General features: G+C 69.9%; 20 protein-coding genes and 3 pseudogenes. 10 read left to right on the top strand and 13 right to left on the bottom strand.

The window, feature by feature from the left end; all coding sequences use genetic code 11:
- Nucleotides 1-381: 381 nt before the first annotated feature.
- The gene (locus KI385_RS01255; RefSeq protein ID WP_238570384.1) at nt 382-750 is read right to left on the bottom strand and encodes a peptidase inhibitor family I36 protein; all 369 of its coding nucleotides are present in this window, start codon (nt 748-750) and stop codon (nt 382-384) included.
- Between the two features lie 117 nt (nt 751-867).
- On the opposite strand from KI385_RS01255, the gene KI385_RS01250 reads away from it, so the two are divergent.
- From KI385_RS01250 to KI385_RS01240, 3 genes are all read left to right on the top strand, one after another.
- Complete coding sequence (locus KI385_RS01250) at nt 868-2,031, top strand: winged helix-turn-helix domain-containing protein (protein WP_238570383.1); 1,164 nt, start codon at nt 868-870, stop codon at nt 2,029-2,031.
- Nucleotides 2,032-2,094: 63 nt separating this feature from the next.
- Nucleotides 2,095-2,898 (top strand): SCO4651 family lipoprotein, encoded by an 804-nt coding sequence (locus KI385_RS01245; RefSeq protein WP_238570382.1) that lies wholly within the window; start codon nt 2,095-2,097, stop codon nt 2,896-2,898.
- Between the two features lie 197 nt (nt 2,899-3,095).
- A complete protein-coding gene (locus KI385_RS01240; RefSeq protein ID WP_238570381.1) occupies nt 3,096-4,073 on the top strand; it encodes a tyrosine-type recombinase/integrase in 978 nt (325 codons plus the stop codon).
- A 53-nt stretch (nt 4,074-4,126) separates the two neighbouring features.
- Here KI385_RS01240 and KI385_RS01235 read toward each other — a convergent pair whose 3' ends face one another.
- From KI385_RS01235 to KI385_RS01225, 3 genes are read right to left on the bottom strand one after another with little or no spacing between them, the layout of a single operon-like run.
- On the bottom strand, nt 4,127-4,426 hold the full coding sequence (locus KI385_RS01235; RefSeq protein ID WP_238570380.1) for a DUF1330 domain-containing protein: 300 nt from the start codon (nt 4,424-4,426) through the stop codon (nt 4,127-4,129).
- Between the two features lie 33 nt (nt 4,427-4,459).
- A complete protein-coding gene (locus KI385_RS01230) occupies nt 4,460-5,893 on the bottom strand; it encodes an MFS transporter (RefSeq protein WP_238570379.1) in 1,434 nt (477 codons plus the stop codon).
- Nucleotides 5,890-6,252, bottom strand: a complete 363-nt coding sequence (locus tag KI385_RS01225) for a MarR family winged helix-turn-helix transcriptional regulator (RefSeq protein ID WP_014173936.1) — start codon at nt 6,250-6,252, stop codon at nt 5,890-5,892. The genes KI385_RS01230 and KI385_RS01225 overlap by 4 nt, the downstream gene beginning before the upstream one ends.
- A 530-nt stretch (nt 6,253-6,782) precedes the next feature.
- Here KI385_RS01225 and KI385_RS01220 point away from each other — a divergent pair.
- Nucleotides 6,783-7,178: pseudogene (locus KI385_RS01220) on the top strand (MFS transporter); the annotation flags it as partial.
- Nucleotides 7,179-7,248: 70 nt separating this feature from the next.
- Here KI385_RS01220 and KI385_RS01215 read toward each other — a convergent pair.
- Entirely contained in the window at nt 7,249-10,296 is a 3,048-nt protein-coding gene (locus KI385_RS01215) for a Tn3 family transposase (protein WP_238570378.1), read from the bottom strand.
- 337 nt (nt 10,297-10,633) lie between these two features.
- Between KI385_RS01215 and KI385_RS01210 the strand changes: the two genes are divergently transcribed.
- From KI385_RS01210 to KI385_RS01200, 3 genes are all read left to right on the top strand, one after another.
- Nucleotides 10,634-11,260 carry an alpha-ketoglutarate-dependent dioxygenase AlkB gene (locus KI385_RS01210; protein WP_238570377.1) on the top strand — a complete coding sequence of 209 codons (627 nt, stop codon included), beginning with the start codon at nt 10,634-10,636 and terminating at the stop codon, nt 11,258-11,260.
- Between the two features lie 271 nt (nt 11,261-11,531).
- The gene (locus KI385_RS01205; protein WP_238577511.1) at nt 11,532-12,929 is read left to right on the top strand and encodes an FG-GAP and VCBS repeat-containing protein; all 1,398 of its coding nucleotides are present in this window, start codon (nt 11,532-11,534) and stop codon (nt 12,927-12,929) included.
- Nucleotides 12,930-13,171: 242 nt separating this feature from the next.
- On the top strand, nt 13,172-13,747 hold the full coding sequence (locus KI385_RS01200; RefSeq protein WP_238570376.1) for an AMIN-like domain-containing (lipo)protein: 576 nt from the start codon (nt 13,172-13,174) through the stop codon (nt 13,745-13,747).
- A gap of 112 nt (nt 13,748-13,859) precedes the next feature.
- Here KI385_RS01200 and KI385_RS01195 read toward each other — a convergent pair whose 3' ends face one another.
- From KI385_RS01195 to KI385_RS01185, 3 genes are all read right to left on the bottom strand, one after another.
- A complete protein-coding gene (locus tag KI385_RS01195) occupies nt 13,860-14,783 on the bottom strand; it encodes a hypothetical protein (RefSeq protein WP_238570375.1) in 924 nt (307 codons plus the stop codon).
- Nucleotides 14,784-14,792: 9 nt separating this feature from the next.
- Nucleotides 14,793-15,047 (bottom strand): hypothetical protein, encoded by a 255-nt coding sequence (locus KI385_RS01190; RefSeq protein ID WP_238570374.1) that lies wholly within the window; start codon nt 15,045-15,047, stop codon nt 14,793-14,795.
- A 203-nt stretch (nt 15,048-15,250) separates the two neighbouring features.
- Nucleotides 15,251-15,637 (bottom strand): MmyB family transcriptional regulator, encoded by a 387-nt coding sequence (locus tag KI385_RS01185; protein ID WP_342593418.1) that lies wholly within the window; start codon nt 15,635-15,637, stop codon nt 15,251-15,253.
- Nucleotides 15,638-15,662: 25 nt separating this feature from the next.
- Here KI385_RS01185 and KI385_RS01180 point away from each other — a divergent pair, with 25 nt between their 5' ends.
- A complete protein-coding gene (locus KI385_RS01180) occupies nt 15,663-15,995 on the top strand; it encodes a nuclear transport factor 2 family protein (protein ID WP_238570373.1) in 333 nt (110 codons plus the stop codon).
- Nucleotides 15,953-16,641: pseudogene (locus KI385_RS01175) on the top strand (IS5 family transposase). The gene KI385_RS01180 and the pseudogene KI385_RS01175 overlap by 43 nt, the downstream one beginning before the upstream one ends.
- Before the next feature lie 44 nt (nt 16,642-16,685).
- Here the strand turns inward: KI385_RS01175 and KI385_RS01170 are convergent.
- From KI385_RS01170 to KI385_RS01155, 4 genes and pseudogenes are all read right to left on the bottom strand, one after another.
- The gene (locus KI385_RS01170) at nt 16,686-17,543 is read right to left on the bottom strand and encodes a maleylpyruvate isomerase family mycothiol-dependent enzyme (protein WP_238570372.1); all 858 of its coding nucleotides are present in this window, start codon (nt 17,541-17,543) and stop codon (nt 16,686-16,688) included.
- Nucleotides 17,544-17,657: 114 nt separating this feature from the next.
- Nucleotides 17,658-18,097: pseudogene (locus tag KI385_RS01165) on the bottom strand (transposase); the annotation flags it as partial.
- Nucleotides 18,098-18,104: 7 nt separating this feature from the next.
- Nucleotides 18,105-18,782, bottom strand: a complete 678-nt coding sequence (locus KI385_RS01160; RefSeq protein WP_238570371.1) for an HAD family hydrolase — start codon at nt 18,780-18,782, stop codon at nt 18,105-18,107.
- 29 nt (nt 18,783-18,811) lie between these two features.
- Nucleotides 18,812-19,513: a hypothetical protein gene (locus KI385_RS01155; RefSeq protein WP_238570370.1), complete on the bottom strand. Its 702-nt coding sequence runs from the start codon at nt 19,511-19,513 to the stop codon at nt 18,812-18,814.
- Between the two features lie 547 nt (nt 19,514-20,060).
- Here KI385_RS01155 and KI385_RS01145 point away from each other — a divergent pair.
- On the top strand, nt 20,061-21,062 hold the full coding sequence (locus KI385_RS01145) for an AraC family transcriptional regulator (RefSeq protein ID WP_238577509.1): 1,002 nt from the start codon (nt 20,061-20,063) through the stop codon (nt 21,060-21,062).
- A gap of 3 nt (nt 21,063-21,065) precedes the next feature.
- Here KI385_RS01145 and KI385_RS01140 read toward each other — a convergent pair whose 3' ends face one another.
- Nucleotides 21,066-21,890, bottom strand: a complete 825-nt coding sequence (locus KI385_RS01140) for a hypothetical protein (protein ID WP_238570369.1) — start codon at nt 21,888-21,890, stop codon at nt 21,066-21,068.
- Nucleotides 21,891-21,953: the final 63 nt, after the last annotated feature.

The raw sequence follows: 21,953 nt of genomic DNA, 5'->3' as shown, positions 1-21,953 counted from the left end.
CGGAGCTGTCGGTGCCGTCCGGCTTCTTTATGCATCCGGCCTTGTGCGATGCGCATCAGACGCGCCCGGAGAAGAACCACTCGGGCAATCCCGGAGGGTAACTGGTCATCCCCAAACCTTTCGTGCCCTGCCTGGCCTATCACGGCTGCTCCCAGTGTCGGCCCGGCCTGCTGGGCACGCAATTCGGCTCGGTGGCGGCATTGACAGCCGGTGGTGGCGCTACCGGCGGGCAGCAGACGGCGGGCGCCGGGCAGGGGTTGAAGTACCACTGCCCGGCGCCCTGATCCGCACGGTGCCGACGTCCCCGACTGCCGGCGCTACCCCCCCCGTCCAGCGCCGTGTTGCGTCGGGCGTATCGGTTCGCGGTTGCCGCTGACGACGTCAGCAGTTGTCGCCGGTGTGCGCGAGATACACCGACTTGACGCCGCTGTGGGCGTAGGAATTCCTGGAGTGACCGTCGACGCAGGTCTTGCCGCCGGAACCTCCGCTGCCGGGCGCGACCGCCGCGTCGTCGCCGCGGTTGTCGTAGTACGAGAACGCCTGGGCCGGCAGGTTCTGCCAACGACCCGCGTCGCGATACTGCATCTTGCGCCCCGAGAAGTTCTTGCCGGTCCACAGACACATCCAGCCCTGACCGCAGTCGTTGATGCTGGACGGCTGGGCGTCGGCGGATGCGGTGGGCGTCAGCAGCAGGCCCGCGCTCAGTGCCACGGTGGCGGAAGCCACGGCCAGTCGCCTGATTCCTCGCATGTTCGTGATCCCTTCTTCCTGGTGGTACGGCTCTCCGGCCGGCTCGGCCGGCGAGAAGGCAGGCACCGTCGGGCCGTTGGCGGCTTCGCGGTGCGATGGGGTGGCCTTACGAGGAGCGTGGCACCGGACCACGGGGATCCCGACCTGATTCGGTCTGGCCCGAACAACGACATTCGGGAAGAATTGCCAGGAGCTGTTCAGCATGGGGGGATCGTGGTCTACCGCATCCACTTCACCAGCCACGATCTGGCGCGCACGCGGCTGGCTGAGGCGCCGATGCCGTTGTCGGAGTTGAGCATGGCGGCACGGGTGCTGCAGGACCGTGGTCAGTCCCGGCTGCTGGATACCTGGCGGCGACGCTCGCGCGCGCAGCTGTCAGCCCGTGCGCGGATGGCTCTGTCCCTGATCCCGCCGGTCGGTTGGTCGCCGACCTTCCTCACCCCCGCGCAGGCGGGAGGGCCGGAGGAACTCCTGGAACAGGTGCGCGCCACGCCACGCAAGCTGATCCACGCGGAGATGGCCGTGATCGCAGAGAACCAGCCCGTCCCCGCGTGGGCCCGCCGGCTGTCGGACGACGCGGAGCTCCGGGAGGAGCTCTACGACGGCCTCGGCGACCTCTACACGCAGTTGATGAGCTCCTACTGGACTCAGATCATCGGCCGGTTCACAGCCGATCGAACCGTGCGTGTGCGCCAATTCCTCAGTGGCGGCGTCGAGCGCTTGCTCTGCCAGGCCAATCCGCAATGGGTGCGGTGGAACCCGCCGGTGCTGGAAATCCGGAACAGAATCGAGCACGACCTGCACTTGGAGGGGCAGGGCATTGTGCTGGTGCCGTCGCTGTTCGCCACACGTTCCATCGTCGCCGACGACACCCATGCCCAGTCTCAGCCCACCGTCACCTACCCGGTGGCCCATGACCAGCCCCTGCGCCGGCTCTTCCTCCTTACGGCCAAGCCGACCACGTCGAGTTCCGCGGTCGCACTCTCGGCGCTTCTGGGAAACACCAGAGCGGCGGTGCTGAACGCCATCGCCGAACACCCCGGGTGCTCCACCAAAGAACTCGCCGCTCTCACCGGCATCGCCCCGCCCAGCGCCAGCGAACACGCCACGGTTCTGCGCGAGGCCGGACTGATCAGCACCGTTCGGCATCGCAACACCGCGCTGCACAGCCCCACCAGCCTCGGAATCGCGCTCGTGAACACTGCCGACAGTCCGTCCTGCTGGATCTCCTCAACCAGCCCTGGAAATGACGGCTCCTCAGGAAAATTATTCACTGGCTGACCTACCTGGGCAAACGGCTGGGATCGCGCAAAAAGCAGAACAATTGACTAAGGAATGCAATCTGTGCAGGTGAAGGGGAAGGGCATCGTGGTGGCAGTCGCGGGGGCGGCGCTCACGATGGTTCTGGTGGGGTGCGGCGGCGAGTCCTATCGCGGTGGTGCGAGTCGGGGTAAGAACGAGGCGGACGGCAGGCGGACGGACGCCCGCGCTGTGCTCATGGCGGCGGCCAAGAAGACGGGGAAGCAGACCTCTTACAAGACGGTTCAGACGGGGGAGGGCGGCTCGGACAGGTCCGAGATGCTCTTCCAGAAGGAGCCGGCCGCCACGGTCATCAAGGCGTGGGGAAAGAAATCCCCGATCAACCCCAGCGGTTTCCACCACATGATTTTCCTGGGCGGCGCGACCTATGTGAAGTCGGACAAGGTCCCCGGCAAGAGCTGGTACACCATGGATCTCGGTGGCGACAGCGACTCCAGCGATTCACGGGCGGCGGGATACATCCGTGAGTTCGCCGGTGCACTCGCCGCGACCGAGTCCACCAAGTGGGTCGGCGAGGAAAAGGTCGGCGGCCACCCGGCCGACCACTACCGCGGCACGGTTGTTCTCGATGAGCTGGCCAAGTACACCGGGCCCGCCATCAAGAAGGACGTGCGTGACTACTACGTCGAGCTGGCCAAGAAGCAGGGTATGAACTCGGTCGTCATCGATATGTGGGTCGGCAAGGACGATCTCGTCCTCAAGTCCCAGGAGTCCGGTAAGGGCAAGAAGGGGCAGGAGGCCCTGGTCGAGGAGTACTCGGACTTCGGTGCCGTCCCGAAGATCACGGCGCCTCCTGCGAAGACCGTGGCCACCTGGGACGGGGGTTGAGGAACATCGGAACGAAAACCGGCGCTAAGCCTCGATCGACCCTGGTGGACGGCTGACGGATCGTCGGCGGCCGGACCTGTCTGAAGTCTTCCCGCAGATAACGCCCTATTATCTGTGCCATCGCTGATCGCGGCCTGCGGCGACGTCTGCGGGGCCGTGCACGAAGCGACCCTGTTATCTGTGGCAAGGGGGAAGCGGTGCCCGCCGTCGTACGACCGCCCGCCGGGAAGGCGCTGACCGTACGGACCGCCGCAGACACGTTCCTCGACCCGCTCGACAACCCGAACACCCTCCGCAGCTACAGCACCGGGATCGGCAAGACCGCCGAACGCCTCGGCGAGAACCGGCCGCTCGCGACGATCGCGGATGACGAGATCGGCGAGGCCCTGGAACAGTTGTGGGGCAGCGCGGCGGTCAACACCTGGAACGCCCGTCGCGCGGCGGTGCTTTCCTGGCTTGGCTGGTGCGCCGAACGCGGCTACGACGGCCCTGTGGTCCCGGCCTGGACGAAGCGGCTGCCCCCACCGGACTCCGACACCCCGGCCAGGTCAAAGATGGCGATCGACCGGCTGATCGCCCGCCGTGACGTCCATCTTCGGGAGAAGACTCTGTGGCGGATGCTGTATGAGACGTGCGCGCGGGCGGAGGAGGTCCTCGGCGTCAACATTGAGGAGCTGGACCTGGCCGGCCGCCGAGCCCCGGTGAAGTCGAAGGGCGCCCGGCCTCGCACCCGGCGCCGGGGCGCCCCGCGCGAGGACTTCGTGCTGGAGACTGTGTTCTGGGACGCCGGCACCGCCCGTCTTCTGCCCCGCCTGATCAAGGGCCGCACCCGCGGGCCGGTGTTCGTCACCCACCGCAAGCCGGGCCCCGGCAAGGTCGTCAGCCCGCGCGACGTCTGCCCGGACACCGGACTCGCGCGGCTGTCGTACGGGCAGGCTCGCGCCATGCTCGACGCTCATACGGCACTCGCCGGCGTGCAGGGCGCGGGCTGGGACCTGCACGAATGGCGCCACTCCGGGCTCACTCATCTCGGCGAGGCCGGAGCCAGCCTGCCGATGCTTATGGCCAAGTCACGGCACAAGAAACCGGAGAACGTACGGCGCTATTTCCACCCCTCGGCGGAGGCAATCGCCGAGGTCACCAGCTTGCTTGCCCCTGGAGACAGTCGGCGCTGACCTCGTCAGCGGCAGTCAAGTTGAGCTTCAGTGAAGATCCGACTGGACCTCGGTCAGTCGATGCCTTCGACGATGCGGAAGTCGCGCTCGACGCCGTCGGAGAGGGCGACCAGCGCCTCCTGGTAGGCCGCACTCTCGCGCGCCGCGACGGCCTGCTCGAAGCTGTCGAACTCGACCAGGACGGTGCGCTCGGGCTCGGCGATTCCGGCGTCATGCGCCACGACCCGACCGCCACGGACGAGGGTCCGACCGCCCCCGGCCCGGACGGCCGGACCGGCCAGCTTGTCGTAAGCAGCCAGCTTCTCAGGGTCTGAAATGGTGCGGTAGACGCTGACCCAGTAGCCCTTGGGCATGGAACCTCCAGTGTTGGGATGAGTGCATCTGACTTACGAGTTGGTCTCGGACGAGCGTCGGCGGGCGAGAGCGAGGCTTGTCAGCGTCGTGATCGCCATGGCGCCGATGCCGACCAGCGCCGCGGTGGTGTAGGCGCTGTCGTCGGGGAAGAGGTGGCCGGGGCCGGTGCCCGCGGCGAGGATCAGGCCGCCGATGGCGCTGCCCAGGGAGTACCCGACGCTGCGGACGACGTAGTTGAAGCTCATGGCGCTCGACGTCTCGCTCTTGGGGGTGACGGCCAGGATGACGCCGGGCATCGCGGCCGAGAAGCCGCCGACGCCGAAGCCGAGCACGCCCATCGCCGCGAACAGTTCGGCCAGGTCCGACCGGGCCGCCGCGAACAGGGCGAACCCGCCGCCGACCACGACGGCGCTGCCGGCCAGGAGCAGGGGGTCGGTGATCCGCGTCCGGACCCGCGGCGTGAGCTTGCCGGCGACGAACCCCAGCACCGAGAACGGGATGAGGACCAGCCCGGCGACGAAGGTCGTCAGCCCGAAGCCGTAGCCGGCGCCGTGCGGCGTCTGCGCGTACCGGGTGATGAGCGTGAGCAGGAGGTACATGCCGATCCCGCCGACGAACATGGCGAGGTTCGCCCCGGCGACCGCCGGGTGCCGCACCGCCCGCAGATCGACCAGGGGCGTCGTGCTGCGCAGCTCGATGACGGCCCAGACGCAGAGCAGCACCACCGCGACGACGGCGAGGCCCGCCGCCACGGCGAGGTGCCGGCTCCACAGATTCCGTTCGCCGGCGAGGAACAGCACCAGGAGCAGCGCAGCGGCCAGGACGACCGCGCCTGCCACGTCCACGTGGGCGGAGCGGCCTTCGGGGGCTTCGGGCATGGAGCGCCACGCGGTCAGGAGGGCGGCGGCGGTGACGACCAGGCCGAGGCCGTAGGCGGCCCGTACCCCGCCGAGCTCGGCGAGCAGTGCGGCCAGCGGGTAGCCGACGCCGGCCCCGATGATCGAGACCACCGAGATCAGGGCGATCACGGCCGCGCTGCGCTCCTCGGGGAGGTGGTCCCGGGCCACGCCCATCATCAGCGCCGTCAGCCCGAGCCCGACGCCCTGGGCCGCCCTGCCGGCCAGCAGCCACGCGAACGGCAGCGGCAGCACGGTGAGCGCGCTGCCGGCGACGACGACCGCCAGCGTGGCGAGGATCGTGGCCCGCCGGTGCGGGCCGGCTCCGAGCCGGCCCAGGACCGGCGTGGCGACGGCGCCGCTGAGCAGCGCGACGGTCAGCGTCCACTGCGCGCTGCCGAGCGAGACGTGGAACGAGGTCGCCACGCTGGTGATGAGCGGCGCCCCGAGGCTGGCGACCGCCGCCACGACCAGAGCGATGAACATCAGGGCGGGGACCAGCAGCCGCGCCTCGGAACGCGCCACCGGGAACGCCTTCACCGCGACCCCGCCGACCGGCTGCCCGGTCACTGCTTCGGCCCTTCGCGGTCCTGGCTTTCGAGCTCTGCCAGATGCTTCAGCGCCGGAAGGGCCGCCACCAGCGCCTCGACCTCGTCGCCGGTGAGCTCGCCGATCAACCGCTCGAACGCGTGGACGCCCGCCTGGCGCCGCGTCCGGACATAGGAGGCGCCGGCCTCGGTCAGGCACACCAGCGTGACCCGCTTGTCGGACGCGTCGCCCCGCCGCTCGACCAGGCCGGACTCCTCCATCACCCGGACCAGGGCGGTCATCGCGGGCTGGGTGACGCCCTCGACCGCGGCCAGATCGGTGATGCGCCGCGGGCCGGTCCGGTCCAGGGTGGCCAGGGTGGCGGCGGACGTCAGGCTCATGTCCCGGGGCAGGCGTCGCGCGGCCCTGGTGGCCAGGCCGTAGAGGGCTGCCCCGATGGCGGCGGACGCGCCAGGAGCGGTGTCTTGACGACTCATGCTCGAAGCATAGCACTTTTATATTCATAGTTTATGGAAATGGCCGACTGGCGCGGGCGGCCTCGATCCGCACCCGCGACGGCGGCCGGCCATCGCGCTCGGTGCGCGGCCGGAACCTGCCGCGCCCGTCGACCAGGAAGTGCTCGTCCAGCACCCCCGGCGCGTGGTGGGCCATGGCCGTCTCAGTGCCCGGCGATAGATTGGCGGCCCGCGCGCCCGCCCACGGCGTTCCAGCAGTACCTCGACAAACGAGGACTGCCCCGGCCCCTGTGGTGGAGGCAGGGTGAATGACCCCGAACCTCAAGATTCCCGACAGAGTCGTGGCCCGCGCCCGCGGTTGCGGCCGGCGGATGGGCTCCGGGGCCGGACGGCGCGGCGCGGGAGCGGGCTCGGCGAACACCGTGGCCGCCGGCCCCCACCCGTCGACCGCCGCCGAACCCCGTGCCGGCCTGATGATGGCGGGGACGCTGCTCGTGGGCTGCGCGGGCGCGGCCACGATCGCGCTGGTGCCTACCCTGTGGCTCGCCGTGGTGCTGGCTGCGGTCATCGGACTGTGTGCGGGAGTCTTCGGCAGTCTGGACAACGCCCTCATACAGACGGCGGCGGACCCGGCCTATCTTGGCCGGGTCACCTCCGTCGTCATGCTCACCATGGTCGGTCTCGCCCCCCTCAGCTACCCGCTGGTCGGCGCCGCTATAGGAGGCTGGGGGGCCGCCCCGGTGTTCGTCGGCTGCGACATCTTCGCCAGCCTGGGCGTGGGCATCGCCCTGGCCTCCGAGGCGGTGCGGCACGCCGAACTGCCCCGGCGCCAGCCAGGCGTGACCACCTAAGCAACCCCAACCGCAGCCCCGCCGACCAGCCCGCAGCAGGGGCTGGTCGGCGTCTCCCGATGCGCGGCGGTCACTCGCCGTCTACGGCATCCGGATCACGCAGTGGTCGCACGCCTCCGGGCAGGTCGGGGAGCTGGAAGGAGTACCGGCCGAGCATGTTGATGTGGTGCCGCACGAATGGCGAGAGGCGGGCCACGTCCTCGTCGCGGACGTCGAAGCCGTCCGCGCGCAGCTGGTTTACTGCGGCGTCCGTGTACCGCGTCGTGAACAGCACGAGGGCGTTGAGGGCCAGGCCGAGCGCGCCGAGCTGGTCTTCCATGCCGTCCTGGTAGCGCTGGTAGAGCTGCCCCGAGCGGCCGTGGAAGATCTTCCGGGCGAGGGAGTGGCGGCCCTCCTGGAGGTTGGCCTGCACCTTGATCTGGCGGCGGTAGCCGGGCTCGTCGGCCAGGCGCAGGATGTGCAGGGACTTGGCGATCCGCCCGTAGTGCGCGATCGCGTCGCCGAGCGGGGTGGGGCGCCCGTCGCGCGACAGCATCCGGATCACGTCGTAAGCGCGCACCGCGCCGGTGTGGATCGAGCCGATGATCCGCAGGATGTCCTCCCAGTGCCGCTCGATGCGGGCGAGGTCGACCCGGCCGCGGGCCGCGTCCTGGAAGGCGCCGTAGTCGGCGCTGCGGTCGATGCGCCACATCTTCTGGTCGGGCAGGTCCGCGAGCTGCGGCGCGTACGCGAATCCGGCGAGGGTGAGCAGGCCGAACACGATGTCGCTGTAAGAGGCGGTGTCGGTGACGATCGTCTCGGGGCGCTTGCCGCCGTCGCGATCGTAGAGGACGTCCAGCACGTACAGGGAGTCGCGCGGGGTGCCGGCCGCCACCTTCCCGCCCAGCCCCGCCGCCTGGTCATTGATCATGTTGAGCCAGGTGGCGCCGCGCCGGCGCCCGAAGTACTTCGGGTTCGGCCGCGCGTACACGCTCGGCACTGGCACGACGAACCGCATGCCGTCCACGGAGGCCACCAGCCCGCCGCCCCACGCCTGCGCGAGCGGGATCGACGTCTGGTAGTCGATCAGCGCCGCATTCGCGGCCCGGTACGTCGCCAGCCGCAGACAGGTCTGGTCGACGTGGGACAGGCGCCCGTACTTCAGCGCGTCCGCGGAGCCGAAGACCGGGGTGTAGCCGACGTTGCACGCGTGCGCCACCAGCAGCGCGGCGATCGTCACGTTCAGGTCCTTCAGTCGCGCCTCGCCGCCGGTGACGGACGTGAATGCCTGGTCGGCACCGGTCCACGAGAACTCCTCCAGCAGCACCTCCGGCAGGTCGACGCGGGGCAGCATCGCCTCCACTGCCTCCCGCAGAGCTCGCAGGGAGGCCGGTTCCGGCTCCGGCTCCAGGGCGGCGAAGTGCAGCCGTCCGTCGTCGTCGAACACGATCTGAGAGTTCGCCGGTACCCGCCCCGCAACCTCGCGGTAGGTGCCGTCCAGCAGCGCAGCCCGCGCGGACAGATGCTCCCCGGCCTCGGCGGGCAAGTTGAGGGAGGCGAGCACGGTGGGCTTGGTCTGCTCCCACGCCTCGCCCGCGAGGAGCTTGGCCCGCGGGTCGCCCCACTTGGAGGAGTTCTTCGCGAACAACTCCCGCCGGCGCAGCATCCGGTGCAACTGCTCCAGCACGCAGAACGCGTACGCCTTCCAGTCCACCGTGCCCGGTTCCAGGTGCGGCGCCGACAACACGAGGCGCCGCCAGGACCCGGCGAGCAGGCCGGTGTCGATCTCGGCGGGGCCGACCTTCTTCCTGCCCATCAGGTCCGGCAGGGTCTTCAGCGCCTTCAGGACCGGCAGGCCCTCCGGGGTGGCACCGAAGTCGACCACCGTCACCAGGAGTCCCAGGAACGGCCGCACGGTGCCGAACCGGGTCAGGAGCTGGCTCCGCCAAGCCTCGTCCGCGTCGGAGTCGAGCGGCGGGGTCGGCTCGAACAGCGCGGCGAGTGCGGCGGCCAGCTCGTCACGCGGCACGACCTGCTCGATCTCCGCCCACATCGCCTCCAGGGTCTCCACCTTCGGTGGGGTGATCTCCCCGCTGTCGGTGTCGACTTGCTCGCTCGTGGTGTCGAACACGACCTGGAACGCGGCGGCCAGTTTCGCGCCGGCCCGCTCCACCCGCGGCAGCGTCTTCAGCTTCTCCTTCGCTGTCTCCCGCTCCGCCCTGGCCAGCAGCTTCGTCGCGATGAGCACCTCCAATAGGTCCAGGGCGTCGTCGACCGCGCGGGTCGTCAGGTAAACCGCGGTGGCCAGCAGCGTGGCCAGGCGCCGAGAGTCGCCGTGTCGGCGCAGCAGCGACGCCTTGCCGTCCACCCCGTACCGCGACAGCTCCGCCAACCGCCGCGGCGGTATCGCGGACACATCCACCTCGGCCATTCCGAAATCGGCGATCTCCGCCGCCCGCGCGAGCGCCCACTTCATCTGGGGCCCGGAGATCCTGACCGGGCCCCGCCGCAGCCGGTCCAACTCCGACACCCGCGCCCCCGGCGGCACGGTCAGCAGGGAATCGAGCACGGCCCGCTGACCGGTGCTCAGCAGCCCGTAGAGGGTGTCCCACAGCCGCTGGTTCGCCGCCTCCCGCACCGAGGCGACCAGCCGGGCCAGCGTCGTCACACCGGGCAGCAGCACCCGCCGCCCCCGCAGCCACCCCACCGACGCATCGAACAGCGCCTTCGGGCCCTCCCCGGTCGTCCAGGCCCGCGCGTCCACCCACACCCGCAGCTCCGCCTCCGCCTCGGCGAACTCCGTGTACTCCAGGACCCGCCGCAGCTCACGGACGTGATCGAGCCGAGTGTTCTCCCGATCGCCGTACGTCTTCAGCACCGACGCGTCCGCGATACCGAGCTGCTCGGCGAGATAGTCGGCCACCTCCGCCGGCACGTCGGTCGGGTCGTCCAGGAACACCCCGAGATACCGCGCGGTCGTGAGCTGGGCCGCGAAGCCCAGCCGGTTGTGCGCCCGCCGCTTCGGCTCGATCAGCGCTCGGTCCGCGTCGTCCAGGAAGAAGAACCGCTCCAACTCCGTACGGGACGGTGCCCCGTCGTACGCCGCAGCCTGCGAATCCGTCAGAAACTCGACCGGCACCCTGGACCTCCGGACAGTCAATGATCACCACGACTGCCGAAGGCTCCGCCCCCGTAGAGCCCCAGGTCAAAGCGCTCTCAGGCCCGCGAAGGGCTTAGCGCCGGTTTTCGTTCCGATGTTCCTCGACCCCCGGGACGAGTTCATCGCCGGCAAGGCAAAGGCATAGTGGCCGTCCGCAAGGACGTGAGAGCTCGCAGGCGCGAGCTCGGGAAGGAGAGGGGGCGCTCCCGGTCCGGGAGCGCCCCCTCCGGCTTGCTCCGGGGCGCCGCCCGGTCCCGCGGCTCACTCGGATCACCACGACAGAACATACATTCGAATACGTGGGTACCCTGTAAGCATGTCCATGCATCTTCAGGGCTCGCTCTTCGATCAGGCCGAGGACGTCCGCCTCGGTCCGCTGCGCGGCGTGCGCAGGACCGAGCTGGGCGACGGGGCCTGGATCGATCTGCTGCCCGGGTGGCTGAGCGGCGCCGATGCCCTGTTCGTGCGGCTCGCCGCCGAGGTTCCCTGGCAGGCCGAGCGCCGGCAGATGTACGAGCATGTGGTGGACGTACCGCGGCTGCTCGCCTTCTACCGGTCCGACGACGCACTGCCGCACCCCGTCCTGGAGGAGGCGAGGGACACACTCTCCGCCCACTACGCCGCCGAGCTCGGCGAACCGTTCACCACCGCCGGGCTCTGCTACTACCGGGACGGCCGGGACAGCGTGGCGTGGCACGGCGACCGGATCGGCCGCGGCAGTCGCGAGGACACCATGGTCGCCATCCTGTCCGTGGGGGCGCCGCGCGACCTGCTGCTGCGCCCTTGTGGGGGCGGCGGCACCGTGCGGCGGCCGCTCGGGCACGGGGATCTGATCGTGATGGGCGGATCCTGCCAGCGGACCTGGGAACACGCGATCCCCAAGAGCACACGGGCGGCGGGACCGCGGATCAGCATCCAGTTCCGGCCGCAGGGCGTGCGCTGACGGCAGGCACGCACGCTCCGTTCGATGCGTGAGCGGTGTTCGTGCCCAGGTGCCCAGGTGCTAGGCGGCAGGCGTGGAGCTCTTGCGGCGCTTGCGGAGCGGGCTGAGCAGGGTCGTCCCGCAACACAACCCATGTGAGGGCTCAGATGTCTCCTTGTGCACATGGAATTCAGGAGTCCGCCACATTGGCGGCTCCCAGCACAAGGGGGACCTCCAGATGCGCACAATGCGCCAGACACGCCGGTTGCGCCCGACGAGCGGTGCGGTGCGAATGCTGTCCGCGGTGGCTTGTTCGGGGCTGCTGACCGTCGGACTGGTGTCGGCGGACGCGGGGGTGGCGGCCGCGGCGCCGTCCGGGCCGCGCGGCGACTTCAACGGCGACGGATACGGCGATGTGGTGGCCGCCTCGGACGGCGGCGCCGGGCGGATCACGGTGCTGTACGGGGAGGCGGGCGGCCTCGGCGGCAAGCGGACCGTTATCGACCAGGAGTCGCCCGGGGTGCCGGGGCACAACGAGGACGGGGACGGCTTCGGCCGGGCGCTTACCGCGGCGGACTTCGACGGCGACGGATACGGCGACCTCGCGGTGGGCATCCCGCACGAGGTGACGGGAACGGCCCCGTGGGCGGCCGGCTCGGTGACGATCCTGTGGGGCGGGCCCTCCGGGCTCTCCGGCGGCACCTCGCTGCCGACCGGCGCGCCGGACCCCGAGGGCCCGTACAGCGCGGTCGGGGCGACGCTCGCCGCGGCGGACTTCACCGGCGACGGACACCCGGATCTGGCCGTCGGCCACGAGGGCGGGGTGCGGTTGCTCAAGGGCCCGTTCACCCGCGCCGGGGCGAACGGCGGAGTGACGGTGCACCGGCTCCCCCAGGGGAACGAGTGGATCGACGCCGTCCGGGCCGCCGATGTGAACGGTGACGGCCGCGCCGACCTGCTCGCCGAGGCCAACCCGCAGCCCGAGGACGGCTCCGACACCTCCACCGGCATCTGGTGGTTCGCCGGGGCACCGAGCGGCCTCGCCGAGGGAGTGGTGGTCGACGGGCTGCCCGAGAGCGCGCATTTCGCCGGGGGCAAGGCGTTCGCGGCGGGTGACCTCGACGGCGACGGGCGAGCCGAACTGGCGGTCGGCAGCGGCGGGGGAGTGACGGTCGTGTACGGCGCGGCCGCCGGCCCCGGCACCGGGCGGCCGACCGTCGGCCTGGACCAGAACGCCGAAGGTGTGCCGGGGACGTCCGAACCCGAGGACGTGTTCGGCGCGGCGTTGGCCATCGGCGATGTGGACGGCGACCACTTCGGCGATCTGACGGTCGGTGCCCCGGGCGAAACGCTCGGCTCCGGGCAGACGTCCGTCAAGTCGGCCGGCGCGGTGACCGTGATACGCGGTTCACGGGACGGCGTCACGGCGGCAGGCGCGCAGATGTTCACCCAGGACAGCGCGGGCGTACCAGGTGCCGCCGAGAGCGGCGACCGCTTCGGTGCGGCACTCCTGCTCAGTGACACCGACAAGGACGGTCGGGCGGACCTCGCGGTGGCCGCCGACGGCGAGAACGGTACGGGCATGGTCTGGCGGCTGCCGGGCAGCGCGAACGGTCTGACCGGCACCGGCTCGGAGTTCTTCGGCGCCCCGACGGCCGCCCTGCGCTTCGGACGGCCGCTGGAAGGCTGACAGACGCGGCGGCCGGGCGCGACGATGGCGGCGGACCGGGCGGCTGGCCGTCCGCCCGGCTGGCCGTCCGCCCGGCCGCCGCGAAGAGCCGAGCGAAGTCGGTCCATCGACGATCAACGGCTTCCTTTTCACGACAACTTCACCACCTCAGTGGCCAAATGCCGACAGGCACACAACGCGCTCGCGCGCCCGCTCGTCCTACCGCACGCATCTGAACTCACTTCTTCTTTTGGGGATAAATCATGCGAAGGTTGGGAACAGCGGCCGCGGTGATCGTGCTCGCGGGCGCCGGGCTGGCGAGTACGGCCGGCGTGGCCACCGCCGCGACCGGCCCGGCGGGCAAGGCCAGCCCGGCCGCGGCCTGCTCGACCGTCTGGGGCAGCGCCGACAAGTCCGCCACGGACCCGGGAGGCAAGCCGCTGAAGAACATCAAGACCAGCCAGAGCGCGTGTTACGACCGTATGGTCTTCGATGTCAGCGGTGGCACCGGCAAGTTCGGCTACCACGTCGGCTACGTCGACGCGTTCCATCAGGACGGCTCCGGCGACCGGATACCGGTCAACGGCGGCGCGATCCTCCAGGTCTACGTGTCCGCGCCCAGCTACGACCCGGCGACCGGAAAGCCGTCCTATGCGGGGAAGGCCGGGAAGTCGCTGCCGGGCGTGAACATCGCCGGATACAAGACGTTCAAGGACACCAAGTTCGGGGCGAGTTTCGAAGGACAGACCCAGGTCGCCCTGGGCGTCCGCGCCAAGCTGCCGTTCCGGGTCTTCCAGTCCGGTCATGAGCTGATCGTGGACGTCGCGCACACCTGGTGACACGGCGGACAAGGCCAAGTGCCGCCCCGTCCGCGCCTCTTGGGTGCCGACGGGCGGCACAAGGCCCCGCCGTCTGCCGAGGGTGCACCCGGCCGCGCACCCGTGGACACGGTCATCGCCGCATCGGCGCGGTGAGCAGGCCCTTGAGGTCGGCTTCCGTGGCCGGTCCGAGTGTCGACAGGATGTGCCGGGCGGCGGTCAGTTCGGCGCGGGAGCCTTTCATGGTCACCGTGTGGACCAGCCCGTTGCGCCGCAGCCGCAACTCCTGCCGCTCGTAATCGCCCTCGTAGGCGACCAGCTGGCGCCCCTCGCCGTCGTCCCTACAGTGAATCGTCTCGCCGAAGGGGACGGGGCAGCCGCGGGCATCGGCGCGCCGGGTGTCGTGGCCGATGCGTGCCACATCGAGGTGGAGCGCTGCCGAGCCGGTCCGCTCGTAGTCGGCGCCGAAGCCGTCCCCGCTGGCTCCCAAGGCTCTGAGGGTGTAGCCGGAAGGCGGGTCGCCGACGCGCAGCAGGGCGCGGTCCACGCCGTTGGCGGTGAGCCATTCATCAACGGTGGGTGGCTGCGCGGCCTCCCAGGCGGCGTACGTCGCCCCGGCGGCGAAGACGGCCGCGGCCCCAAGTGCGGCCAGCCGGGCCCGGGCGCCCGGCAGGAAGAACGCGGCGGCCACCGCGTAGCAGACCCCGCCGGACGGGTAGAGCAGGACGCTGCTCTTCAGGCCGTCGGCCTGCTGAAGCACCGCGACGGCCCCGAGGATGCCGGCCGTACCCAGCGCGTACACACCCGCCGCCCACCCCCACAACCCACGCGCCCGCCGGGTGAGCGGCACGACCGGCCGAGCGGTAGCCCCCACGCCCGCGAACAGCGCCACCGACAGCGACACTGCGATGAAGAGCACCGCTGCCGTCGTCGGCGCCCCGCCGGCGAACAGCGCGATCAGGGCTGCCTGGAACTGGACCGCGGTGAGGACACAGCCGACGCACCAGATCGCTGCCAGGTGGGCGACCACAGGGCCCACTTCATTCCTTGGGATCATGTCTCCTGATCACGTGAGGGCGCCGGCCGCGGTTCCCGCACCCGGTTCGGCCGAGCCCATGCACTCGCCCCGAGCGGTGACGTACACCGGGCCGGCGTACGTCGTGTAGTTGCCGGAGTCCACCACCCCGGGGGCCCCACGACCGGCATCGATGTTGAGCGAGACAGCCATCCACACCGGAGCGCCGGGAGTGTTGCGGAGCGTCACGGCGGAGGGTGCGACAGTCGTGGTCGCCCGGGCGCGGCAGATGCGGGTGCGGCGCACGCGGCCACACCGCCGACGGTAACGGTGGCCGGCGTGGCGGCCGTGGCCACGCGACGAGTGAGCTTCATGACGTTCCCTCATGGTGGATGCTCAACCGGTGCTTGCTGCATACGTGTGGTCAGACAAGACGGGCTGGGGGTTGGTTGTGCTCCCTTGTCATGGTTCTGTGACTGCCTACGAGGGCCCTGAGTCGGATGGTCCCTTCAGATCCCGGCCTGCCGCCGCGTGGCGCTCAGCGTGCCGAGCAGAGCGAGCGCGTGTGCGCTGGTGCTGCCCGGTTCGGCCTGGTAGACCACGAGTTGCTGGCCAGGCGCGCCACGTACATCGAAGCTCTGATACGTCAGCGACAGCGCACCGACCTCTGGATGCACCAGTTCCTTGGCGTCCTGGGTCTTCCCGCACTCGCCATGAGTGCGCCAGAGTTCGTCAAAACCCGTGCCGGTCGCGCTCAACTCCCGTACGAGCGCCAGCAGTCGAGGTTCCCGCGGCTCAAAACCTGCCGCCTGTCGCAGACTGGCTACGGTGGCCCGCGCCGCCTGGTCCCAGCGCGCGTGGAACCGCCGGGCCGCCGGGTCGAGGACCAAGGTCATCGAGGCCGAGTCCTCCTACGCCGCCATGCAGCACCACCTCCTCAACATGTCCTTCGAGGTCGAGGGGGACCACGCGACGGGCGTCGGCTACCTGTGGTTCGTCGCCGTTTCCCACCGGAACGGCCCGGGTGAGCCCTACGCCATGGGCGGCCCCTACACATGGGACTACATCAGGAGCACGAACGGCGGCTGGCTCCTGACCCGGCAGCGGCTGGGCGTCTCATGGCACAGCGGGCAAGACGCCACGAGCGCCTTCGACCAGGGCGTGTCCGATGGGTCACGTGACCGTCTTGGATTCTGGTCGTTCCGGTCGGCGTGGGGCGGGGTGACGTGTCGAACGAGGAATGGGCCCGGCTGAGGCCATACTTGCCGAAGAACGTTGGTCGGGGCGGACGTGGGAAGAACCACTGCCAGGTGATCAACGGGATCCTGTTCCGCCAGCGGACCGGCATCCCGTGGCGGGATCTCCCTACTCGGTTCGGCAAGTGGAAGACGGCATACGACAGGCATCGCCGCTGGTCAGCGGATGGCACGCGGGACAGGATCCTGGAGGGGGCCGTCCAGTCCGATGCCGACGCGGAGGGCCGGGTCGACCGGTCCATGGTGAGCGTGGACTCCACCGTATGCCGTGCTCACCAGCACGCTGCCGGCGCCCGCAAGCAGGCGCCACGGAAACCCGGCAAGCGCACCCGCCCTGCCCAACACCATCCCGATGAAGCCCTCGGCCGTACACGCGGCGGGCTGAGCACGAAGGGCGTCGACGCCAAATCGGCCACACCATTCCAGAGCCGGAGAACCAGCGAGCCAAGGCGCCGGCGCCGCGCGAGTGCGGGCGGTCGGCCCGCCGGGTTCGACCCGGCGCGGTACGCCTGTAGGAACGAAGTCGAGCGGCTCATCAACAGGCTGAAGATCAACCGGACCGGGCTGTGGCCACCCGCTTCGACAAGAGGGCATACGTCTTTCAGGGGACGGTGACCGTCGCTGCGATCCGGCTGTGGCGGTGAGTGCGAGCGACAGTCTGACGCCGAAGCCGGGCAGGGCGCCGGTATCAGTAGACGATGGACACGATCTGGCAGGCGGCTTCGGCCAGTTGCCGGTCGCCGTCGACGTGGGCGCGGGCGAGCGCGGTGGCCGGTGTGATGCCGCGGGTGCACAGCCGCCACGCAGATTCCGCGTCCATCTGGACGCGAGCAGCGGTCTGTCCGGCATTCGGCTCGGCCAGCGACCAGCAGTCCCCGGCAGCGGTGACGGTCCAGGTGCCACCGGCCGGGCCGTCGACGCTCACCTGGATCTGCGTGCCGACGGGCGCAGCCGTGTGCCGCAGAGTGTGGGGCAGGGCCCGCATGACGGTGTCCAGGACCACCGAGAGAAGCCGTGGTTCCAGGTCGGTTTCCTGGCCGACGGCGTGACGGATCTGCTGACGGTGGGTCCAGAACTCGGTCAGGTCGCGGGCGCAGTCCAGCCACATCGGCGCCGGGTCGATGCCGGCCCACGACACCCCGAGCGAGGGAGCGCCGGGGTCAGTGGTCTCGAAGAACCGGGCGACCTGCCCGCCGACCAGATCCAAGGTGTCCGTGAGGGCGGCGGGGCTTACCCGCGCCAAGGCGTCGACCCACTCCTGGTTGATGCGGTGGATGAACGCCTCCAGCGTTTCACCCGGCGCGAAGCCGGGCCCTTCCTGGTGGCCGTCACGGTCGCGGGCAAGGCGCCCGTAGAAGTCACCGAGGATGTGCGCGGCGAGAGCGCGCACGGTCCAGCCCGGCACCGCCTCCTTGCTCCAGTCGGCCGGCTCCAGGCCACGCAGCACGGCCATCAGCGCCGCTTGCTCAACAACGAACAAGGGACGGGCGTCGATCGGGGCACCGAGCCAGGAATAGCCCGGATCATGGGCGAGCTGGGGATTCATGGCCAAAGAATTCCAAGCGAATGCCCGACCGGTCACGGAATATCCAATTCAGGCCGTATGCGGCGACAGTAGTCACCCAAAGGAACCGGACTTCGTGATTCGTCGGACACCCCCCAGGCCGGTGCCGGGGTAACCGCCGTCGCCGATTGTCGTCGTGGCGCCGACGGCGGCTTTGGCGCCGGATTCCTCCCACGCTTTGCAGTCATTGCGGTTGCCGGGCACGGGTTGGCCGACCACGACGACGAGACGGGTATCGGCGTCGATGACGACCTGGTGGTTGGTGGAGTACCGATAGTTCTTGGAATGCTCGGCCACCGTGTGGTCGCGGGTGGGCACGAGGGTGCTGTCAACGATCAGCACGGTGCCTCTTCCGAACCGCTTGCGGGGCTCAAGCGCGAGCTTCGGGCCAGGGAAAGACTCCACGGCCGCCCCCGCGGACCTCGTCCGCGTCCGCACGCCCCAACACGGTCACACCTCGGCGCGAACTGGCGCGGGCTCAGTCCGGTGAACGGGGCTGACCAGGACGGCTCCGACGCCGTGATCACACCAGCCACACCGTGATCATCCCACTGCGGTCGATCCGTCCGGACGGGTCCCGGACGCGAAGCCCAGGATGTCGGGGACGGCTTCGCGCAGGCTTCCGAAGTGACGGTGCACGCCAGCCACCCTGATCGGAGCGTTCACCCCCCACACCGTCATGCCGGCCCGCAGTCCTGCCTCGACTCCGGACGGGGCGTCCTCAATGACCAGGCAGTCCTCGGGCTTCGCGCCGAGCTGCTCGGCGGCCAGCAGGTAGGGCACGGGCGACGGTTTGCCCTCCTCCACCGCTGCGGCGTCCACGATGACACGCGGGAACGGCAGGCCCGTTCGAGCAAATCGCCCACGCACCCGGTGCTCGTAGTTCGAGGTCACCAGCGCCCACGACCCTGACGGCAGGGCTTCCAGCAGCTCGGACGCACCGGCGAAGGACGCATAGACGCCCGACCGGACGTCCTCGTCCTCAAGTTCGTGCAGCGCAGCCAGGCACTGCGTTGGATCTTGGTCCGGAGCTACCTGCGCGAAGGTCTCCATCGGCCGCGTCCGCAGCGCCACCCGGTAGATCTCATCCGCGTCCAGCCCGTATCGCTCCGCCCACGTTCTCCAGACCCGGCGCTGGTTGTCCGCGGCGTCGATCAACGTACCGTCGACATCGAAGAGGACGAACTTCCTGGGGCCGGGCTGCACAAGCTCACTGGTCACGACGTGATCATGCCAGGAAGCCTTGAAGGTCATTTACGGGACAGCCCCTGGTCCCGCTGTGCGGGCCCGAGGGCGGGTGGCCATTGGTGGTCCCCGGAGGGGCCGACGTCGCCGTTCTTCCACTCGGGGTCGTAGGCGCAGGGCACGGTGGCGCCGCCGGTGAAGTACTCCCGGTCCGAGAACCAGGTGAAGGACATCCGCTCGGCCCCGTCGTCCCGCTGGACGAACAGGTCCCAGTCCTTGCCCTTCGCGCCCTCACGGTAGGACGTGACCTCCCAGCCGTTGTCCTTGAGGTGCTGGTGCAGTCGGCGGAGGCCGGAGACGGCCCGGCTCGCGGGCACGTGGTCCAGCGCCCAGCTGTGGCTCATCCGGTAGGCGCCGTCGACGGTCTTGTCCTCCAGCCCCAGCAGGCCCCCGTCGTAGCAGAAGCCGGAGCTGAACGTGTTCTCCGTACTGACGCCGATGTCCTCGACTCCTGGTTCTACGGTGCGCTTGAACCCCACGACGTCGTACGCCTCCTGGGAACGCTGGAAGGCGCGGCTCGCCATGTCCTCGGGCGCGACGCGGGGAAAGTCCGTCGACCCCCATGAGCTCCATACGAGCTGGACGACCAGAACGAGTACGACGACGAGCGCGGCGCAGCCGCATCCGCGGGCCCCGAGGATGGAAGAGGGGTACCTGGACCCGGTCGGGGCGGGGGTGGTGTTGGTTGGTGGGGTCTCCTCGGGCATAGGGGGACGGTATGTCAGTGGGGGAGCGCGGCGGATGGGCGCGGTTACCTGGCAAGGAGTGGGTACGCGTACTCAATCTGGGGCGTGATGGAGATGTGATCACAGTGCCTGGCGTAGCAAGGCGAGTCGGACGGTGGCTTCGTAGCGGACGGCGAGTTTCCCGTAACGCGTCGCGAAGCCCCGGACCTGTTTCAGCAGGCTGATCCGGCACACGACGCTGTGCCTGCGTCGGTACATTTCCCGGTCGAAGCCGGGTGGACGACCTCCGGCCGAACCACGGCGGAGGCGGTGTCCGGCCTGGTCACGCTTCTCCGGGATGGTGTGCGGGATCTGCCGTCGGCGCAGAGCTTCGCGGCGACCCGGTCGTCAGTGACCTCTTCGTTCATCGATGATCCGTCGCCGGCCAAGTGGTTCCAGCGGATCCACTGTTCGTCGAAGAGTACGTACGCGCTTCCCTGGTCGGGCTGTTCGCGGGAGGATGTCCTCACGCGTCGTCGGCATGGCCCGCGTTCGCGGGGTGCGGGTGGCCGAGGGGGAGTGGCGTCGCGTGCTGACGGAGACGGTGTTCCGGAGCGAGGATGTACCGGCAGCCGACCGGTTCGAGTGCTGGCGTGACCTGCTGCGTCAGCTGCACGCGCCGCTGGACCTGGACAGTGAGCACCGCTCGGATTTCCGGGCCGAGCAGCGTGTCCTGGAACTGGGCGAGGTGTCTGTGTGGCCGACACGGTTCCAGCCGGTGCGCTTCCTGCGGACCCCGAAGCTGATCCGGCAGTCCGACCCCGAGGGCGTCCACCTCTCCCTGCCCCTGGACGGAGTGCTGCGGGTCACGCGTGGTGACCGGGAGACCGCCTATGGGCCGGACAGCCTGTGCCTCGTGGACACCTCGCGCCCCTTGGACCTGCGCGCGGGTGACGGCTTCAGCCCCCGCCCGCACATCGGGGTGGGCCTCGAAGTTCCCAAGGCGCTGCTCCCTTTGACGTGGGACAGGATCGACCGGCTGACCGCCTGCCGGCTGTCGGCCCGCGAGGGGTTCGGTGGCCTGCTGGCGCAGCTCCTGCACCAGCTCGCCGAGGGTACCGCCGCCTACCGACCGGACGACGGGCCCCGGCTCGGCACGATCGTCGTGGACCTGCTCTCTTCGCTCTTCGCGCACGCCGTCGACGCCGAAGCCTCCCTGACTCCGGAGACCCGGCGCCGGGCCCTGCTGCTGCGCATCCGGGCCTTCGCCCTGGCGCACCTGGGCGACCCTGGCCTCACCCCTTCCGCGCTCGCCGCCGCCCACCACATCTCCATCGGTCACCTGCACCGCCTCTTCCGGGATGAACCCCGCACACCCGCCGCCTGGATCCGGCACCAGCGTCTTGAACACGCCCGCCGCGACCTCGCCGACCCGGCCCAGCACGCCACGCCCGTCCATGTCATCGCGGCCCGCTGGGGCTTTCTCCGTGCCGCCGACTTCACCCGTGCCTTCCGCGCCGCCTACGGCAGCCCTCCCAGGGACTACCGCCACGCATCCAGCTGTGGTGGCAGCGCCGGCCGCACCAGGTAGTGATCAGCGGTCAAGAACCGTACGGGCGGCGGCGACTTGACGCTGTTTCGACTCGGCCAGCTTCTTGAAGTAGCCGGAGTGTTCCCGTATCGCCGCGCGCTGGAGGCCGGCCTCCGCCTCGAGCCACACCTTCACCAGGGCAGTGCGCTGCTTGCAGCGGACGTCCGCCACCGCTACGCCAATCTCCTTCTTGGATGGGCGATCGCTGCCCTTGCTCCACCACCGGTCATCGTTCACGGCCTGACGTGGGGTCGCGTAGCCAAAACCCTTGCGCCGCATGCATTCACCCCACTTTCGCAATGCCTGGGCCACGTCCGGAACCTTCTGTGAATTGGCCATGGCCTGGTCGCCGAGGGCATTGAGCATCTTCGTGCCGACCTCCGCCTCGGCGTCCTTCGCAAGTTTCTTGGAAGCCTTGATGGCGCACCCCGTGTCAGGAGAGTTGGCGGCCCGGGCTTCCTCGGACGACAGTCCCCTGTCCCTGGCCCTTCCCTTCCCGCTGATACCGGAAGGGTCCAAAAGCTCGTCGTTTGCGTGGTAGCCAAACCGTTCGGCCACCGGAATTTCGATGATGCCGTAACGGCGACGGTTCCTCGCCTCGTCCAACTCGGCCGGCCGATTGATGATCTCCCAGTCGAAACCGCTATTACGCATGCACGTGCGGGTGAGTATGTCCCGGGCGTTGGAGACGGTGTAGTAGTCGCTGAGGGAGAGCTCGTAACCGTCAAAAGGAAGAACGATCTCCCGCGCTTGGCGAGAGGGGGGAGGAACGGCCGGGGCGCCGCTGCCCTGGTTCGTGGTCGAAGCGGAACATCCCGCGACGAGCAACAAGAGCAGGATCCGGAGTGAACGGTGGCCTGACACGTGTGAGGTCCCCCTTATCTGACGGTG

Source organism: Streptomyces inhibens, assembly GCF_022221585.1.
GTDB lineage: Bacteria > Actinomycetota > Actinomycetes > Streptomycetales > Streptomycetaceae > Streptomyces > Streptomyces inhibens.
The sequence above is the reverse complement of the archived record's forward strand: the minus strand, read 5'-3'. Positions and strand labels throughout refer to the sequence as shown.

Excerpts from the sequence above, each read along its gene's own strand:
- KI385_RS01255 (WP_238570384.1), bottom strand. The coding sequence starts at position 750 with ATGCGAGGAATCAGGCGACTGGCCGTGGCTTCCGCCACCGTGGCACTG.
- KI385_RS01235 (WP_238570380.1), bottom strand. The coding sequence starts at position 4,426 with ATGCCCAAGGGCTACTGGGTCAGCGTCTACCGCACCATTTCAGACCCT.
- KI385_RS01225 (WP_014173936.1), bottom strand. The coding sequence starts at position 6,252 with ATGAGCCTGACGTCCGCCGCCACCCTGGCCACCCTGGACCGGACCGGC.
- KI385_RS01210 (WP_238570377.1), top strand. The coding sequence starts at position 10,634 with ATGTCCATGCATCTTCAGGGCTCGCTCTTCGATCAGGCCGAGGACGTC.
- KI385_RS01205 (WP_238577511.1), top strand. The coding sequence starts at position 11,532 with ATGCTGTCCGCGGTGGCTTGTTCGGGGCTGCTGACCGTCGGACTGGTG.
- KI385_RS01200 (WP_238570376.1), top strand. The coding sequence starts at position 13,172 with ATGCGAAGGTTGGGAACAGCGGCCGCGGTGATCGTGCTCGCGGGCGCC.
- KI385_RS01195 (WP_238570375.1), bottom strand. The coding sequence starts at position 14,783 with ATGATCCCAAGGAATGAAGTGGGCCCTGTGGTCGCCCACCTGGCAGCG.
- KI385_RS01185 (WP_342593418.1), bottom strand. The coding sequence starts at position 15,637 with ATGACCTTGGTCCTCGACCCGGCGGCCCGGCGGTTCCACGCGCGCTGG.
- KI385_RS01180 (WP_238570373.1), top strand. The coding sequence starts at position 15,663 with ATGCAGCACCACCTCCTCAACATGTCCTTCGAGGTCGAGGGGGACCAC.
- KI385_RS01170 (WP_238570372.1), bottom strand. The coding sequence starts at position 17,543 with ATGAATCCCCAGCTCGCCCATGATCCGGGCTATTCCTGGCTCGGTGCC.
- KI385_RS01155 (WP_238570370.1), bottom strand. The coding sequence starts at position 19,513 with ATGCCCGAGGAGACCCCACCAACCAACACCACCCCCGCCCCGACCGGG.